Raw genomic sequence first — 17182 nt, 5'->3', positions numbered from 1 at the left:
GCCACTCGGTGGCCCCCCTTTCGCGTCAGCTCGTTCAGACGTATTCCGTCGCCGCGTCCAGCAGCCAGTCCGTCAGATAGCCGGCGAACGACGAGCGGACCAGGACCCAGAATCCGGCCCTGGGTTCGTCCCGGGCGACGAGGACGACGTGGGCGCGGCCCAGGGTCGTCTGTGCGCAGCGTCCGGCTCCGAAGGCCCGTGGGTGCAGGTCCAGGGAGCAGCCGTGGGCCAGCAGGTCGCGGGCGCGGGGGCCGCTGACGAGGAGTGTGGTGCGCTGGGCGGAGACGTCGGTGACGGAGACGGGCTCGTCGTCTCCGGCGACGGCTTCCCGGATGCGGTTCTCCAGGTCCCGCCGGCCGCCCGGGGGACTCACCAGGAGCCATTCGTCGGGGCCGAGCCACAGCGCGGTCAACTCCCCTGCGCGGACGGCGGTGTTGGGCTGGAGCGGCAGTTGGAGGCCGAGCGTGAGCCCGACGGCTTCCGCCGCCGCGCCTTTGGCGTCGAGACGCACGTCGATCTGGGTCAGGAAGGGGAGTTCGGCGAGCCGGACCGCCCCACCCGACGTGCGGGTGGCGGCGGCCAGGCGGTCGGCGGTGTGTGTCAGAGGGCTGCGGAGCGGGGCGGTAAGGGCGGTGTCAGCCATCGCGGCGGGCTCCCTCGGGGTCGTAGAGGACGGGGCTCGCGACGGTCACCGGAACCAGCCGGTCGCCCACGGGGGCGAAGAGGCGCTCGCCGATGCGGTCGCGGCCGCCCTTGATGAGGGCGAGCGCGAAGGTCCGGCCGAGGGCGGCGCTGCGGTAGCTGGAGGTGACGTGACCGAGCATCGGGACGGGCGGGGCGGGCAGCACGCTGTCGGCGACCAGTTGGGTGCCTTCGGGCAGGAAGGTGCCCGGATCCTCGGGGAGCAGGCCCACCAGGTGCTTGCGGTCGGGGCGGACGGTGTCGGCGCGGGCGTAGGAGCGCTTGCCGATGAAGTCGGGCTTCTTCTTCGACACCGCCCAGCTCATGCCGAGGTCGTGCGGGGTGACGGTGCCGTCGGTGTCCTGGCCGATGATCGGGTAGCCCTTCTCGGCGCGCAGGACGTGCATGGTCTCCGTGCCGTACGGGGTGATGCCGTACGGAGCGCCGGCCTCGTCCAGTGCCTCCCACAGGGCGAGGGCCTGCCAGGGTGACACGTTGATCTCGTAGGCGAGTTCGCCGGAGAAGCTGATCCGGCAGACCCTGGCCTCGATGCCCGCGACGGTCGCGTCCCGCCAGGCCATGAACGGGAAGTCGTCGTTGGCGACGGCGAGTCGGGGAGCGAGTGCGCCGAGGACCGTGCGGGACTTCGGCCCCACGAGGGCGACGGTGGCCCACTGTTCGGTCACGGAGGTGCAGTGGACCTTCAGCTCCGGCCACTCGGTCTGGAGCCACTCCTCCATCCAGTCCAGTACGGCGGCCGCGTTGCCCGTGGTCGTGGTGATCAGGAAGCGGTCCTGGGCGAGGCGGATGACGGTGCCGTCGTCGAAGACCATGCCGTCCAGGTGGCACATGACGCCGTAGCGGATCATGCCGACCTTCAGGGTGCTCATCATGTTGGTGTAGAGCCGGTCGAGGAGGACGGCGGCGTCCGGGCCCTGGACGTCGATCTTGCCGAGGGTGGAGGCGTCCATGAAGGCGACGCTCTCGCGGGCGGCGGCGCATTCGCGCAGGACCGCTGCGTCCATGTCCTCGCCGTCGCGGGGGTAGTACCAGGGGCGCTTCCACTGGCCGACGTTCTCGAACAGGGCGCCGTGCTCGACATGCCACGCGTGCAGGGCCGTCGTACGGATCGGGTCGTGCAGCGCGCCCCGGTCGCGGCCGGCGAGCGTGGCGAAGGAGACCGGCGTGTAGGGCGGCCGGAACGTGGTCGTGCCGAGGGCGGAGATGTCGACGCCGAGGAGGCCGGCGACCACGCCGCCGGCCAGGACTCCGGAGGTCTTGCCCTGGTCGTTGGCGGTGCCCGCCGTGGTGTAGCGCTTGGTGTGCTCGACCGAGCGCATCCCGGCGCCGGTCGCCCGCGCCAGGTCGTCGACGGTGACGTCCCGTTGGAGGTCCACGAAACGGGGGCCGCCCTCGGCGCCCGGGACGACGTACACGTGCATCGGGGGTGTCGGCCGCGGCTGGGCGGGGATCCGCGGGAGGCGGGGCGTGCGGGCGGTGTAGCCCTCGGCCTCGATCGCGCGGGCTCCGGCGGCCGCGCCCTGCGCCAGGGCGGTGCCCGGGTCGAGGACTCCGCTCGCGCTGCCCACGACCTCGACCGCCTGATGGCAGGTGTCGGGGACGAAGGAGCCCAGCTCCTCGTCGTGGCGGAGCTTGCCGCCGGACTGGCTGAACAGGTGTGCCACCGGGTTCCAGCCGCCGGAGACCAGCAGCAGGTCCGCGGCGAACTCCCGCCGCCCCACGGACTCTCCGTACGGGGCCACGGTCACGGCGGTGAGGCGTGGGTCGCCGTCCGTGCCGGTGACGGCGTGTCCGGGCAGCACCTCGATTCCGGCCGCCCTCGCATGCTCCGCCCACTCCCCCGGTTCGGGGCGGGTGTCGACGATCGCCGCGATGGCGAGGCCCGCCGCGTCGAGGTCCAACGCCGCCGCGTAGGCACTGTCGTTGGTGGTGAGGACGACCGCGTGGCGGCCGGGGAGTACGCCGTGGCGGTTGGCGTACGTGCGGGCCGAGGCGGCCAGCATCACGCCGGGGCGGTCGTTGTCCGCGAAGACCAGTGACCGCTCGTGGGCGCCGGTGGCGAGGACGACGTGGCGGGCGCGGATGCGCCAGACGCGTTCGCGGGAGACGGTGTCGGGGGCTGCCGCGCCGAGGTGGTTGGTGCGGCGTTCCACGGCGAGGAGGTGGTTGTCGTCGTAGTAGCCGAACACGGTGGTGCGGCGCAGGACGCGGACCTCGGGTTCGGCGTCGAGGAGTTCGGCGACCTCCGACACCCAGTCGAGGTGTTCGCCGGTGCCCAGGAGGCTGCCGCCCGGCTCCGGCTGGTCGTCGGCGAGGATGACGCGGGCGCCGCTCTGCGCTGCCGCCGCGGCTGCCGCGAGGCCGGCCGGGCCGGCGCCGACGACCAGGAGGTCGCAGTGGGCGTGTACGGCGTCGTAGCGGGCCGGGTCGGGGTCCGTGGCGAGGCGGCCCTGGCCGGGGAGGCTGGTCGCGACCAGGCCGTCGTAGAGCTCGACGGTGGTGGCGGGGAGCATCGGCTCGGGGAAGGGTTCCTCGATCTGGATGACCGCGTTGGGTTCTTCGACGCCGGCCGAGAAGATCCCTCGGGGGCGGCCGAGTTTGATGCTGGTGGCGGTCTGGATGACGCCGTTGGCGAGGAGGGCGGAGGCGAGGGTGTCGCCCTGGTAGCCGTGGTATTCGACGCCGTCGAAGGTGAAGGTGAGGGGGGTGTCCCGGTGGATTCGGCCGCGGGTGGGGTGGCGGGACGGTTGGCCTTCTTCGCCCCCGCCGCCCCTACCCGTCCCATCCTGAAGGGGCTGCGCCCCTTCGACCCCGCCAGGATTGTCATTCGGCTGCGGGTGGGTGGGGGCTGGCCGCGCAGTTCCCCGCGCCCCTTCTGGGGCTGCCGCCCCAGACCCCGCCGAGAACACCGGCCTCGGCTCAACAGGCGCCGGGCGTTCCTCTCCCGACCGGTACACCGTCAGGATCTCGTTCGTCGATGTGTCCCGTACCGCGTTGAACCACTTGCGGCAGCCCGCCGCGTGGGTCCAGCGCTCGGCGAAGGGGCCCTTCGGGTTGGTGCGGAAGAAGAGGTAGCGGGCCCACTCCTCGTCGGTCAGGTCCGACGGGTTTTCGGGGTACGGGACGTGGGCCTGGCCGCCGTAGTGGAACTCGGCCTCGTCGCGGGGCCCGCACCAGGGGCAGGGGATGAGCAGCATGGGTCGGCTCCCAGAGGGTCCAGTGGTCCTAGTGGGCCACCGCGGCCGCGCCGTGCTCGTCGACGAGCGCGCCGGTGGTGAAACGGTCGAGGGAGAAGGGGGCGTTCAAGGGGTGCGGGGTGTCGTGGGCGATGGTGTGGGCGTAGACCCAGCCGACGCCCGGGGTGGCCTTGAAGCCGCCGGTTCCCCAGCCGCAGTTGAGGTAGAGGTTGTCGACCGGGGTGAGGCCAATGATCGGGGAGGCGTCGGGGCTGACGTCGACGATTCCGCCCCAGGTGCGCAGGACGTGGGCGCGGGCGAAGACCGGGAAGAGTTCCAGTGCCGCGGCCATCTGTTCCTCGATGATGTGGAACGCGCCGCGCTGGGTGTAGGAGGTGTAGGCGTCGATTCCGGCGCCCATGACGAGTTCGCCCTTGTGGGCCTGGCTGACGTACACGTGGACCGCGTTGGACATGACCACCGTGGGGTGGACCGGCTCCAGCAGCTCGGACACCAGTGCCTGCAAGGGGTGGCTCTGGAGCGGGAGTTCGATGCCGGCCATCGCGGCGAGCACCGAGCTGTGGCCCGCCGAGCACAGGGCCACCTTGCCCGCCGCGATCGGGCCGAGGGTGGTCTGTACTCCGACGACCCTGCCGCCCACCACGTCCAGGCCGGTGACCTCGCAGTTCTGGATGATGTCGATGCCGGCGGTGTCGGCGGAGCGGGCCAGGCCCCAGGCGACGTGGTCGTGCTTGGCGATGCCGGCGCGGGGCTGGTAGGTGGCGCCGAGGACGGGATAGCGCACGTCCGGGGAGATGTTGACGATCGGGCAGACGTCCTTGACCTGCTCGGCGTCCAGCCATTCGGCGTCCACGCCGTTGAGCCGGTTGGCCTCGACGCGGCGCACGCTGTCGCGGACGTCCTGGAGGCTGTGCGCGAGGTTCAGCACGCCGCGCTGGGAGAACAGGATCGGGTAGTCGAGTTCGTCCGCCAGGCCCTCCCAGAGTTTGAGGGCGTGCTCGTAGATGCCCGCGCTCTCGTCCCAGAGGTAGTTGGACCGGATGATGGTGGTGTTGCGGGCCATGTTGCCGCCCGCCAGCCAGCCCTTCTCCAGGACGGCGACATTCGTGATGCCGTGGTTCTTCGCCAGGTAGTGGGCGGTGGCCAGGCCGTGTCCGCCACCGCCGACGATCACGACGTCGTAGGACCGTTTCGGCTCGGGTGTGCGCCACAGCCGGTCGGGGTGCTCCGGGAGCGCTGCTCCGGGCGTGCGGGGGTTCATCGGACGGCTCCGCCCTCGGGCAGGGACAGGTTCATACGGCGTTCGCGTTCCTCTCGGCGGCCTCGACGACGTTGGCGAGGAGCATCGCCCGTGTCATGGGTCCCACTCCCCCGGGCATCGGCGCGAGCCACCCGGCGACCTGCGCGGTGTCCGGGTGGACGTCGCCGACGAGTGTGCCGTCGGTGCGGGTGATGCCGACGTCCAGGACCGCCGCGCCGGGGCGCAGCATGTCCTTGGTGATCAGTCCGGGCGAGCCGGCGGCCGCGACGACGATGTCCGCCTCGCGCACATGCCAGGCCAGTCCCTTGGTGCCGGTGTGGCAGAGGGTGACGGTGGCGTTCTCGGAGCGGCGGGTGAGGAGCAGGCCCAGGGGGCGTCCGACCGTGACGCCCCGGCCGATCACGCACACCCGTGCTCCGGCGAGCGGCACTGCGTGGCGGCGGAGCAGTTCGACGATGCCGCGTGGAGTGCACGGCAGCGGGGCCTCGCCGCCCAGGACGAGCCGGCCGAGGTTGACGGGGTGCAGGCCGTCGGCGTCCTTGGCCGGGTCCATGCGTTCCAGTACGGCGTGCGCGTCCAGGTGGCGTGGGAGCGGGAGTTGGACGATGTAGCCGGTGCAGGCCGGGTCGGCGTTGAGCTCGTCGATCGTCTCCTCGACCTGCCGCTGCGAGGCGTCGGCGGGCAGTTCGCGGCGGAGGGAGGCGATGCCGACCTGGGCGCAGTCGCGGTGCTTGCCGGCGACGTAGGCGTGGCTGCCGGGGTCGTCGCCGACCAGGACGGTGCCGAGGCCCGGCGGGCGGGTGCCTGTGACGGTCAGCTTCGCCACGCGCTCGGCGAGTTCGGAGCGGAGGTCGGCGGCGGTCGCCCTGCCGTCGAGCAACTGTGCGTTCACCGGCGGTGTTCCTTCCTTCGGAGTCGACGCTGGTTGTCAGCCACGGAGGCGGGACATCGCCGGGTCGAACAGCGGTTCCTCGGCCACGATCGCCTCGATGCGCCGGTCGAAGTAGCCGATGTGCAGCGTGCGGCCGGGCACCGCCAGCTCCGCCGGCAGCCAGGCGTACGCGATGCCCTTGCCGATGGTGTAGCCGTAGGCGGCGCTGGTGACGTAGCCGACCGCGCGGTCGCCGTCGTACACCGGCTCCTTGCCCATGACGACCGATCGCGGGTCGTCGATGGTGAGGCAGGTCAGCCTGCGCCGCACGTTGTCCTTACGGCGTTCCAGGGCGGCCTTGCCGATGAAGTCGTCCTTGTCGGGCTTGACGGCGAAGCCGACGCCGGCCTCGTAGGGGTCGTGCTCGTAGGTCATGTCGGTGCCGAAGGAGCGGTAACCCTTCTCCAGGCGCAGGCTGTTGAAGGCGCCGCGGCCCGCGATGACGCCGCCGAGGGGCTCGGCCGCCCGCCACAGGGTGTCCCACAGCTTCAGGCCCTGGTCGGCGGTGGTGTACAGCTCCCAGCCGAGTTCGCCGACGTAGCTCAGGCGCATCGCCGTCACCGGGACGCTGCCGACGTAGGCGCGCTTGGCGCGGAAGTACTTCAGGCCCTCGGCCGAGAAGTCCTCGTCGGTCAGGGGCTGGAGGACCTCGCGGGCGAGCGGGCCCCACAGGCCGACGCAGCAGGTGCCGGGGGTGATGTCGCGGACCTGGACCGTGCCGTCGGCGGGGAGGTGGCGGGTGAGCCAGTCGAGGTCGAGGTTGCCGTTGGCGCCGATCTGGAAGAGGTCGGGGGCGAGGCGGGCGACGGTGACGTCGCTGCGGATGCCGCCGTCGTGGTCCAGCAGGAGGGTGTACGTCACGGAGCCGACGGACTTGGCGACCTTGCCGGTGACCAGCCGCTCCAGGAAGGCGGCGGCGCCGGGGCCGCTGACCTCCAGGCGTTTGAGGGCCGTCATGTCGTACATCGCGACGGTCTCGCGGGTGGCCTGGGCCTCGGCGCCGACGATCGGCGACCAGTACTGGGCGGCCCAGTCGCCCGGGGTCGGGATGGAACGGCCCTCGACCAGGCCCGCGTTGGCCTCGTACCAGTGCGGGCGCTCCCAGCCGTTCGCCTCCAGGAAGAACGCGCCGTGGTCCTGCTGGCGGGGGTGGAAGGGGCTGGTGCGGATCGGGCGCGGGTGGCCGGAGGGCTGGAGGGGGTGGAGGATGTCGTAGACCTCGACGAAGTTCTGGCAGTCGCGGGCCAGCACGTACTCGGGGGCCAGTTGGTGCGGTTCGAAGCGGTTGACGTCGCACTCGTGCAGGTCGAAGGACGAGCAGTGGCCGTCGACCAGCCACTCGGCCATCGCCCGGCCCACGCCCGCGGAGTGCGTGACCCAGACGGCCTCGGCGACCCAGAAGCCCCGTACGTCCGGGGACTGGCCGAGGAGGGGGAAGTTGTCGGTGGTGAAGGAGAACAGGCCGTTGATGCCTTCCTCGACCTTGGCCTCCCGCGTGGCCGGGAGCAGGGACTGGGTCTCGGTCCAGGCGTCGGCGAAGTCGTCCTCGGTGAACTTCAGGACCGACGGCATCTGGTCCGCCTCGTCGACGGAGAGGATCTCGTCGGCGGTGATGGGCATCGGGCGGTGGCCGTAGGAGCCGATGCCGATGCCGTCGAAGCGGTCGCGGTAGTAGAGGTCGGCGTCCTGGTGGCGCAGGATCGGGCGGACCGCCTCCTCGGTCTGGCCGGCGAGGGCCGGTACCGGGCCGGTCCAGGCGAGTTGGTGGGCGAGCGGGGTGAGCGGGAGGTTCATGCCCACCATGCGGGCGATCTTCGGGCCCCAGATGCCGGCGCAGCACACGACGATGTCGGCTTCCAGGTCGCCCCGGTCGGTGCGGACGCCCGTCACCTTGCCGTCGGCCCGCAGGACGTCGAGGACCTCGTGGCGGGCCAGGAAGCGGACGCCGCGTTCGGTGGCCCGGCGGATCTGGGCCTCGACGGCGAGGACGGCTTTCGCGAGGCCGTCCGTGGGCACCAGGAGGCCGCCGAGGACCCTCTCCGGGTTGACCAGGGGGTGCTGCTCGACGCACTCCCCGGGGGTCAGCAGCCGGGACTCGATGCCCCAGGCGGTGATCCAGCCGTGGCGGCGGCGCAGTTCCGTGAGGCGCTCGGGGGTGGTCGCCACTTCGAGGCCGCCGACCTGGAGGAAGCAGGGCTTGCCGTCGACGTCGAGAGAGCAGAACTTCTCGACCGTGTAGCGGGCCAGTTCGGTCATGGTCTTGGAGGAGTTCGTCTGGAAGACCAGGCCCGGGGCGTGCGAGGACGATCCCCCGGTGGCGGGCAGCGGGCCCTGGTCGACCACGGTCACCTCGGTCCAGCCTCGCGCGGAGATCTCGTCAGCGAGGGCCGCTCCCACGACGCCCGCTCCGATGATCACCACTCGGGGTCCCGCCATCGCCGCACCTCCGAAATTCAAAACCGTTTAGTTGCTTTCTGCGCAACGTGCTTCAGGTTGCGCAACTCAATGTGCCCGCCTCGGGGAGGGGTGTCAAGAGCTCAGCACGCAGGGACGTTTAGCTCGATCGTGTGATGGTCGGCTTGCGGCACTGGGCGGCGAACGAGTTAGCGTGGCAGCGCGATCTGGGACGCCGAGTGCGGCGCCAGCGTGCGGGGCCTCTGCTCCACCAGAGAGATGATTCAGGGCCTCTCCGTCGCCTCTGGCCGCATTCACATGGCCAGGTCGTGAGGGACTCCGCCCTCTCGGCTCGGACCACGGACACGATCCGTGTCTCCGCCCGGGATGCGAAAGCGGATGACCAGTGGGCCCAAAACCGTTCGGGGCGTGCCGGTGCGCGGACTCACTTCCGCCCAGGGCCCGTATTTCGATAACTGTCAGCGACGGGCTTCCGCGGGGGTTGTTCGGGCGTGTAGTTGTTCCCATGTGCGGGCGGGCGATCCGGGTATTGGTGTGACGAGGATCCAGTGCAGGTCCAGGATTCGTTTTGCGTCCTGGTACTGGATGGACAAGCTGGTGCGGTTGACGCCCAGTAGTTGCGCCAGGAACGTCATGGTCACCGCTCTGCGGCGGCGCAGGATGGCTGCCAGGAGCCGGTGGGTGTGGTCCACGCTGCTCGTCTGTGGGTGGCGGTAGCTGCGCGGGCGGTGGAAGCGTCGCTGGAATGCCGCCTCGGCCAAGGCGTCCCAGAAAGGCTCCGAGACCGCCACCAGATGCTTGAAGGCGGTTCGTGACATGCCGGTCAGGGCCGGGTCGGTCCGGTGTGTCGTTGCCGGCGCGTCTGGCGCTCGCGGTGGAACGGGAGACAGCGTGTAGTTCCAGTCACCGTGGAAGGTGCTGGGTGTGATCGGAAGGGCGTGGAACTCGGCGGGTGTGACGCTGACGCCGAGGTCGTAGCTGCCTGTGTCCAGTTCGGCCCCGATGGTCAGGCCGATCCTGGTGGTTGTGGCGGCGATGGTCTCGAGGACGACCTGGTAGCTGGTCAGCGGCCGCCCCGCCAGTTCGCGGTGATGTGACAGAACATCCGGTGCTCTGTCTTGTTCCACTTCGAAGTCCCCGGCGGTAGGTGACAGACTGTGATCCCCAGGCCGCTCTCTCGTGCGAAGGCGGCAAGGTTGCTTTTCCAGGTCCAGCGGCGGGGGTCGTTGGAGCCGCCGGAGTCGGCGGTGATCAGGAGCCGGGCGCCCTCTGTTGTCTTCGCGGTTCCCTGCAGGCTGTAGCCCAGGGTGTGCAGCAGGTATCCGACGGTTGAAGCGCTGACCGGGTGGCCCTGTGTGGTGAGGGTTGAGGCCAGGGCCCGTAACGACAACGTGGTCCACCGCAACGGGGAGACGAGGTCGCCTCGGGTGTGCGGCTCGATCAGCGACTCCAGCGCGGGCCACAGACCAGGGTCGGTGTCTGTCAGCCGCTTGCGGCCCGCACCTGGAACCCGGACCCCCAGGGTCGGCGAGGGGCAACCGGCCAACTCGGCCATGCCTCGCGCGATGGTTGCAGTGCTGGTGCCTGAGGCAGCGGCGACCCGGACGATTCCGCCGCGGCCGAGGGCCGTCGCCTCACTGGCCAGGTACAACCGACGGCGGCGCTCATCGAAGTGCGGGAGGATCTGATCAAACTTGACCCGCAGAGCACGAGCGGCAACGCGGCCTGACAGACACGAAGTCATATCACGCCTGGACGAAGATCGTCCGACACCAGATGGTCCACGGCTCGGCATCCCCGGACGACCCTGCCCTGGCGACCTACTGGGCCGAACGGCGCCGCACCAGCCCACCACCGCCGATCAACCGTGCCACCCTGCGCCTGCTCCAGGCGCAGAACGGGCAGTGTCTGATCTGCCGGGGACCGCTGCTGCACGCCGACGCTCCGCCGTCCAGCCCCACCGAGTGGGAACAATAGCTGCGAGGCACCCGACAGGCGATCACCACCAGGAAAATCACCTATCGCGGGATCGAAACGTCGGACGGGGTGCAACTCCGTCTCATCCACTCGTCCTGCACTGCACGCCTGTGAGCCTCTCGGGCTTGCTTGAGCCGAGCTGCGGGGAAAGCCCGCACGGCCGGTTCTGAGGAGGGACCGCCGCAGCAATGCGGCGGTCCCTACCCGACTGGCCGGGTACAACTAGCCGACGCAGTGTTCGCCCTTCCAGGGCCAGTTGAAGCTTCCAGGCTTGACCAGGGCGACGTTCCAGTAAGGAAGAGCCGCGCAGGAGTCGATCCACAGCTGGGTCGCCGGGAATTTCCCGGCGGTCTTGCTGTTGAACAGCAGCGGTCCACCGGAGTACTTATAAATCTTGACGTTGTGGTCGGACGCGAGCGTGATATAGGCCTTGGGCTGAGCCGCCGTCACGTGATTCGGTCCGAACTCAGCCTTTAGAACACCTTTGTAGTAGATGAGCGCGTTGGCATACTTGCCCATGCAAAGCTTTGCGACAGCCCCGCGCTGCCCCTTGGTGGACACGATGCACTTCCCGACGGTCAGCTTCTGACCGAGGTTCAAGTGGTACTGCCCAGCTGCAGCGTCAGCCTGAGTGGCCGGTGTGAAGATGGATGCCCCAAGCAGCATCCCGGCAATCAGAGCGCTCCGCGTATATTTGCGAATCCCCACGTCTCCCCGTTTCCGAATGAATTTGGGTTTGGTCGTAACCGTGTGTCATTCCGGACGAGATCTTACCGGGGAGATGCCTTCACCGCGGGCCTCGGAAATCATTTTTGCCGCAGCTTGAACCATTTTACCGGCGGCCATGCTCCAGGTGAGGATTTCATGGTGGAATTCGGGAGGAATCGCGGGCGAAATAGGTTGTTCTCCGGCAGTTCACGCAACACACCCACGGAGCCTTGGCCGGAGAACAACCACATCAGCGGCGGACGCCGGCGCTACTTGAGCCAGGCGTCGACCTTGTCCTTGTTGGCCTCGACCCACTTCTTGGCCGCCGCCTCGTCCGTCATCTTGTCCTGCGCGATGTACTTGGCGACCTCGTTCTGGTCGTCGTTCGTCCAGTTGAAGTTCTTCACCAGGTTGTAGGCGGGGCTGCCGGACTTGGCGAACTTCGCGCTGACGATCTTGTTGAGCTTGTACACGGGATAGTCGCAGGCGACCTTCGCCGCGTCGGCGTCACAGCCGTCCTTGTACGGGGGCAGGCTGACCTTCTTCAGCGGGACCTCGGACAGGAACCACTGCGGCTCGTAGAAGTAGCCGATCAGCCACTGCTTGTTCTTCTCGGCGGTGCGGAAGGCCTGGATCAGCGCCGTCTCACTGCCCGCGTACACCACCTTGAAGTCCAGCTTCAGGTTCTTCACCAGCGCCTCGTCGTGGGTGACGTACGACGGGTCGCCGTCGAGGAGCTGGCCCTTGCCGCCCGACTCGGACGTCTTGAACTTCGACGCGTACTTGTTGAGGTTCTTGTGGTCGAGGATGTCGGGGTGCGCCTTGGCCAGCCACGGCGGCACGTACCAGCCGATGAGGCCTTCGTTGCCGGTCGGGCCGGCGTCCACGGCGGTCTTCTGCTGGTCGATGTACTTCTTCACCAGGTCGGGGTGGCCCCAGTTCTCCAGGACCGTGTCGACCTCGCCGGAGCCGAAGCCCTGCCAGGCGATCTCTTCCTTGAGGTTCTTCTTGTTGACCGTACAGCCGAGGTTGTGCTGGGCGACGTACGCGACGACCGCCGCGTCCGCCTCGTAGCCCACCCACGGGTTGATGGCCAGATTGAAGGTGCCGCACTTGCCCGAGCTTTCCGAGCCCGCGGAGGAGCTGTCTCCGACCTTCGCCCCGCCGCACGCGGTGAGGGTGAGGCCGAGGACGGCCAGGCCGGCCGCGCCGGCTCGCCAGTGTCTTGCCATGGTGTCGTGCTCCTTAAGCGGTGGCGCGGCGCGCCGCGGCCTGAGTGATCCGGTCGAACATGACTCCGAGAAGGACGATGGCCAGACCCGCGGCAAGCCCCTTCCCGTACAGCTCCCCCCGTGAGAATCCGGCCACGACGTCGTAGCCGAGGGCGCCCGCACCTACCAGGCCGCCCACAACAACCATCGACAGCACGTAGATCAGGCCCTGGTTGGTCGCAAGCGTCAGAGCACTGCGTGACATCGGCAGTTGAACCTTGGTGATGATCTGCCAGGTGTTGCACCCGGCGGAGGTCGCCGCCTCCACGGTGGTCTCGGGCACCGCCCGGATCCCGTCCGCGATGATCTTCATGGCGACCGGGGCCCCGTAGACGATCGCGGCGACGATGGCCGTGAAGCGGGTGGGGCCGAACAGCGCGAGGAACGGCACGAGGTAGACGAAGGGCGGCATGACCTGGGCGGCGTCCAGGGTGGGCCGGATCAGCCGGTCCACCATCATGCTCCGCCCCATCCACACCCCGAAGACGATGCCGAGCGCCATCACCAGGACCGTTGCGACGAGCGTCGAGGCCAGGGTGGTCATGGCGTCCGACCACAGACCGGTGCCGACCAGCAGGCCCAGGCACACGGCCGTGGTGACCCCTGACTTCCAGCCGCCGAGCACCACGCTCAGCGCCACCAGCACCGCGCCGACGAGCCACCACGGGGAGTCGGTGACCAGCGTCTGGAACGGGTTGAGCAGACCGTTGGTGATGACGTCACGGATGGCGTTGGTGACGCCCGAGAGGCTGTCCTGCGCCCAGTTGGTCGCGCTGTCCGCCGCGCTCGCGATGTGGCTGCCGACCGTGCCGTCACCGGGGAAGTCGGCCGCCCACAGGAAGGTGTGCGACAGATAGACCAGGACCGCTGTGACGGCCGCACCGGCGCCCAGCAGCGGCCGCCGCCACTTCAGGAGGCGGTTATTGGAGCGCCGCGCGTTCTCCTCGCGGGCGGCGGCCGCGGTGGTCACCCGGTCCAGGACGATCGCCATGACCACGATGGCGAGGCCCGCGTTGAAGGCCGTGCCGACGTCGAGCGACTGCAGCGCCTGCAGGACGACCACGCCGAGGCCCGGCGCGTTGATCAGAGCCGCGATGGTCACCATGGCCAGGGCGGCCATGATGGTCTGGTTGACGCCCATCACCACGGTCCGCTTGGACATCGGCAGCAGGACCTTCAGCAGCGACTGGCGGCGGGTGGCGCCGAGGGAGTCGGCCGCCTCGACCGTCGTCCTGGAGACGTTGCGGATGGCGTGCGCGGTGATGCGGATGGTCGGCGGGGCCGCGTAGATCGCGGTGGCAATGGTGGCGGAGGCGCCGCCGATGAGGAAGAACAGGGTCAGCGGTGCCAGGTAGACGAAGGTCGGCATCGTCTGCATGAAGTCCAGGAAGGGCGTGACGATCCGGTTGAACCGGTCCGACAGCCCGGCCCACACCCCGATCGGGATCGCAAACAGCAGCGCCACGAAGACGGCCGTGAGGGTCAGCGCCAGGGTGTCCATGCTCTCCTGCCACAGGCCCTGAAGGCCCAGGAAGGTGAAACCGGCCACCGCCAGCAGGGCGACCCGCCAGTTGCCCACGGCCCAGGAGACATAGCCGGCGATGCCGACGACTCCGAGCCAGCCGATCTGCGGCAGGGGGCGGTCGCCCGAGGGCTGGGAGATCAGCTCCTGGACGAAGGTCACCAGGGTGTCGATGACCAGGCGGATCTCGTTGAAGAAGTACAGGAAGAGCGGGTTGGAGTTGCGGTTGGCGCCGATGGAGTCGTTGACGTCGTTGAACCACCGGTGCAGGTCGGTCAGGTCCGCCGCGGCCAGGGCCAGGGTCTGTTTCCCGCGCAGTACGGCGAACAGCACCAGCCACAGGACGACGATCCCGGCCACCATCATGAACCGGCTCGGCCTGCGCGCTTCTTTGACCGGAGCGGCGGGTCGCGCCGACTCCGTCTTCCCGGGTTTCTCCATGACGACGGTCATCAGGCGCCGCCTTCTCGCCCGGCGACCACCGCGAGGATCTCCTCGTCGCCGACGATGCCGAGCAGCTTGCCGTTCTCGACGACCTTGACCGGCTTGTCGGCGGCCAGGACGGCCCGGGTGGCCTCCTTCACCACGACGTCCGGGCCCAGTTCGGGGCCGTCCAGCGGGTCGCCGTCCTGCGGCGGGCGCATGATCCAGCGCAGGGTCAGCACGTCGCCGCGCGGCACGTCCTTGACGAACTCGCGGACGTAGTCGTCGGCCGGGGCGCCGACCAGTTCGTCGCCGGTGCCGCACTGGACCATCTTGCCGTCGCGCATGATGAGGATGCGGTCGCCCAGCTTGAGCGCCTCGGACAGGTCGTGGGTGATGAACACCATGGTCTTGCCGACCTCGTGGTGCAGGCGGATGACCTCGTTCTGCATGTCCCGGCGGATCAGCGGGTCGAGCGCCGAGAACGGTTCGTCGAAGAAGAGGACGTCGGGGTCGCCCGCCAACGCCCGTGCCAGGCCCACGCGTTGCTGCATGCCGCCGGAGAGCTGGTCGGGGTAGGAGTTCTCGTACCCGGCGAGGCCGACGAGGTCGACGACCTCCTGGGCCCGCCTGGTGCGTTCGGCGCGGGAGGTGCCGCGGATCTCCAGGCCGAAGCCGACGTTGTCCAGGACACGGCGGTGGGGCAGCAGCCCGAAGTGCTGGAAGACCATGGAGAACTTGCGGCGCCGCAGGTCGCGCAGGCGCCCGGCGTCGGCCTGGCGGATGTCCTCGCCCTCGAAGACGATCTCGCCGGCGGTCGGTTCGATCAGCCGGGTCAGACAGCGCACCAGGGTGGACTTGCCCGAGCCGGACAGGCCCATGACGACGAAGACCTCGCCGGGCGAGACGTCGAAGGCGACGTCGCGTACGGCCGCGGTGCATCCGGCGCGGTCCATGAGCTCGCGGCGGGTCAAGCCGCGCAGCTCCTCGGAGTCCGGCACCTGGTCGGCCTTGGGGCCGAACACCTTCCACAGCCTGCGCACGGAGATGACCGGGGTGGAGCCCGAGTCCTGGGGCGTGCCGCGCCGCTGCGGCACCTCGGTCTGTGTGGTCACGTTCGACCTCTTTTCGGCGTTCAGCCGCGGAACCAGCGCTGCGGCCGGGGTTGGATGTTCTGCCAGATGTGTTTGGGCTCGCGGTACTCGTTCAGGCCGGTCGGTCCCAGTTCCCGGCCCACGCCGGAGTGCCCGAAGCCACCCCATTCCGCCTGCGGCACATAGGGGTGGTAGTCGTTGATCCACACCGTGCCGTGGCGCAGCCGCCGGGCGACCCGCTGGGCCTTGCCGGCGTCCTGGGTCCAGACGGCACCGGCGAGTCCGTACTCGGTGTCGTTGGCGATGCGTATGGCGTCGTCCTCGTCGGTGAAGCGCTCCACGGTGAGCACGGGCCCGAAGGACTCCTCGTGGACCACGCGCATGTCCTGCCGGCACTCGTCGAGGACGGTGGGCGGGTAGTAGTGGCCGCCGGCCAGTGCGGGGTCGTCGGGGCGTGCGCCGCCGCAGCGCAGGACGGCGCCCTCGGCGAGGCCGGCGGCGACGTAGTCCTCGACCTTCGCCAGGTGCTGTGCGGAGATGAGTGCTCCGGTGTCGGCCTCGGGGTCGAAGGGGCCGCCGAGCCGGATCAGCCGGGCGCGGCGGACGATCTCGTCGACGAGTCGGTCGTGCAGGGAGTCCTGGACGATCAGGCGGGCGCCGGCCGAGCAGACCTGCCCCGAATGCAGGAAGACGGCCGTGAGCGCGAAGTCCACGGCCGTCTCGAAGTCCGCGTCGGCGAACACGACGTTGGGGTTCTTGCCGCCGAGTTCGAGGGCCACCTTCTTCACGCTCGACGCGGCGGTGGCCATGATGCGTTTGCCGGTCTGAAGTCCGCCGGTGAAGGAGACCATGTCGACGGCGGAGTCCTCGGAGAGGGGTGCGCCAACCTCGGGTCCGGTGCCCAGGACGAGGTTGGCCGCGCCGGCCGGGAGTCCGGCCTCCTCAAGAGCCCTCATCAGCAGGATCGAGCTGGAGGGGCTGAGTTCGCTGGGTTTGAGGACGATCGTGTTGCCCGCGAGGAGCGCCGGGGCGACTTTCCAACTGGCTTGCAGCAGAGGGTAGTTCCAGGGCGTGATCAGTCCGCACACGCCGACCGGTTCATACACGACACGGCTGACGGCGTCGTCGCGGCCGGTGTCGATGACACGGCCGGCGTCTGTGCCGCCGAGTCCGCCGTAGTGGCGGAAGCAGGAGACGACGTCGGCGATGTCGTACTCGCTCTCCACCAGCCGCTTGCCGGTGTCGAGCGACTCGGCGCGGGCGAAGTCCTTGGCGTCGCGTTCGAGGATGTCCGCGGTGCGCGACAGCAGCGCGCCGCGCTCCCGTTCGGGGGTGTGCGGCCAGGGCCCGCCGTCGAAGGCGCGGCGGGCCGCGGCGATCGCCGCCTCCGTGTCGGCGCGGGACCCTTCCGAGACGGTCGCCACGAGCGTGCCGTCGGCGGGACATCGGATCTCCCGGCGCCCACCGGCCACCGGGTCCCGCCATTCGCCATCCACGTACAGGTCTGCCACGCGCCGAGCCTTTCGAACGAAGTCGTTGCGCATCGTGCACCCGATTGCTTGTGGTGGAACACCCTGGCGAATGGCCGGACCCACGTCAAGGGGTTGGCGGATGACGATTCGACCAGGCGGGCACTCCCCCGACCACGGACGACGTCCCGGACGCCCCCCTGTTGTATACG

Annotated in this window: 11 protein-coding genes and 1 pseudogene; 1 reads left to right on the top strand and 11 read right to left on the bottom strand. The window is 69.7% G+C overall.

Translation table 11 applies throughout. The features are described 5' to 3' along the window. Positions 1-34 precede the first annotated feature (34 nt). From SLINC_RS43195 to SLINC_RS46810, 6 genes and pseudogenes are all read right to left on the bottom strand, one after another. The gene (locus SLINC_RS43195; RefSeq protein WP_067443867.1) at positions 35-643 is read right to left on the bottom strand and encodes a sarcosine oxidase subunit gamma; all 609 of its coding nucleotides are present in this window, start codon (positions 641-643) and stop codon (positions 35-37) included. Then, on the bottom strand, positions 636-3899 hold the full coding sequence (locus SLINC_RS43190) for a sarcosine oxidase subunit delta family protein (protein ID WP_067443866.1): 3264 nt from the start codon (positions 3897-3899) through the stop codon (positions 636-638). Before SLINC_RS43190 ends, SLINC_RS43195 begins: the two co-directional genes overlap by 8 nt. Positions 3900-3927: 28 nt before the next feature. Next, the gene (locus SLINC_RS43185) at positions 3928-5160 is read right to left on the bottom strand and encodes a sarcosine oxidase subunit beta family protein (RefSeq protein WP_067443865.1); all 1233 of its coding nucleotides are present in this window, start codon (positions 5158-5160) and stop codon (positions 3928-3930) included. Positions 5161-5191: 31 nt separating this feature from the next. Continuing rightward, positions 5192-6052, bottom strand: coding sequence for a bifunctional methylenetetrahydrofolate dehydrogenase/methenyltetrahydrofolate cyclohydrolase (locus tag SLINC_RS43180; RefSeq protein ID WP_067443864.1), 861 nt, complete (start codon positions 6050-6052; stop codon positions 5192-5194). Positions 6053-6088: 36 nt separating this feature from the next. Next, positions 6089-8527 (bottom strand): GcvT family protein, encoded by a 2439-nt coding sequence (locus tag SLINC_RS43175; protein WP_067443863.1) that lies wholly within the window; start codon positions 8525-8527, stop codon positions 6089-6091. Between the two features lie 93 nt (positions 8528-8620). Then, a pseudogene (locus SLINC_RS46810) lies at positions 8621-10250 on the bottom strand (ISAzo13-like element transposase-related protein). Between the two features lie 32 nt (positions 10251-10282). On the opposite strand from SLINC_RS46810, the gene SLINC_RS43165 reads away from it, so the two are divergent. Next, positions 10283-10483 carry a hypothetical protein gene (locus SLINC_RS43165; protein WP_067443861.1) on the top strand — a complete coding sequence of 67 codons (201 nt, stop codon included), beginning with the start codon at positions 10283-10285 and terminating at the stop codon, positions 10481-10483. 222 nt (positions 10484-10705) lie between these two features. Here SLINC_RS43165 and SLINC_RS43160 read toward each other — a convergent pair whose 3' ends face one another. From SLINC_RS43160 to SLINC_RS43140, 5 genes are all read right to left on the bottom strand, one after another. Continuing rightward, positions 10706-11191, bottom strand: a complete 486-nt coding sequence (locus SLINC_RS43160; protein WP_159425407.1) for a hypothetical protein — start codon at positions 11189-11191, stop codon at positions 10706-10708. A gap of 269 nt (positions 11192-11460) precedes the next feature. Next, on the bottom strand, positions 11461-12423 hold the full coding sequence (locus tag SLINC_RS43155; protein WP_067443859.1) for an ABC transporter substrate-binding protein: 963 nt from the start codon (positions 12421-12423) through the stop codon (positions 11461-11463). Positions 12424-12436: 13 nt separating this feature from the next. Then, positions 12437-14437 carry an ABC transporter permease gene (locus tag SLINC_RS43150; RefSeq protein WP_067443858.1) on the bottom strand — a complete coding sequence of 667 codons (2001 nt, stop codon included), beginning with the start codon at positions 14435-14437 and terminating at the stop codon, positions 12437-12439. After that, positions 14437-15522 (bottom strand): quaternary amine ABC transporter ATP-binding protein, encoded by a 1086-nt coding sequence (locus SLINC_RS43145; protein WP_067443857.1) that lies wholly within the window; start codon positions 15520-15522, stop codon positions 14437-14439. The genes SLINC_RS43150 and SLINC_RS43145 overlap by 1 nt, the downstream gene beginning before the upstream one ends. A 20-nt stretch (positions 15523-15542) precedes the next feature. Beyond that, entirely contained in the window at positions 15543-17012 is a 1470-nt protein-coding gene (locus SLINC_RS43140) for an aldehyde dehydrogenase family protein (protein ID WP_067443856.1), read from the bottom strand. Positions 17013-17182 lie beyond the last annotated feature (170 nt).

Origin of the sequence: Streptomyces lincolnensis (assembly GCF_001685355.1) — a bacterium.
In the GTDB taxonomy this organism is placed as follows: Bacteria; Actinomycetota; Actinomycetes; order Streptomycetales; family Streptomycetaceae; genus Streptomyces; species Streptomyces lincolnensis.
Note: the sequence above shows the minus strand (reverse complement) of the source record. Positions and strands in the feature narration are given on the sequence as shown.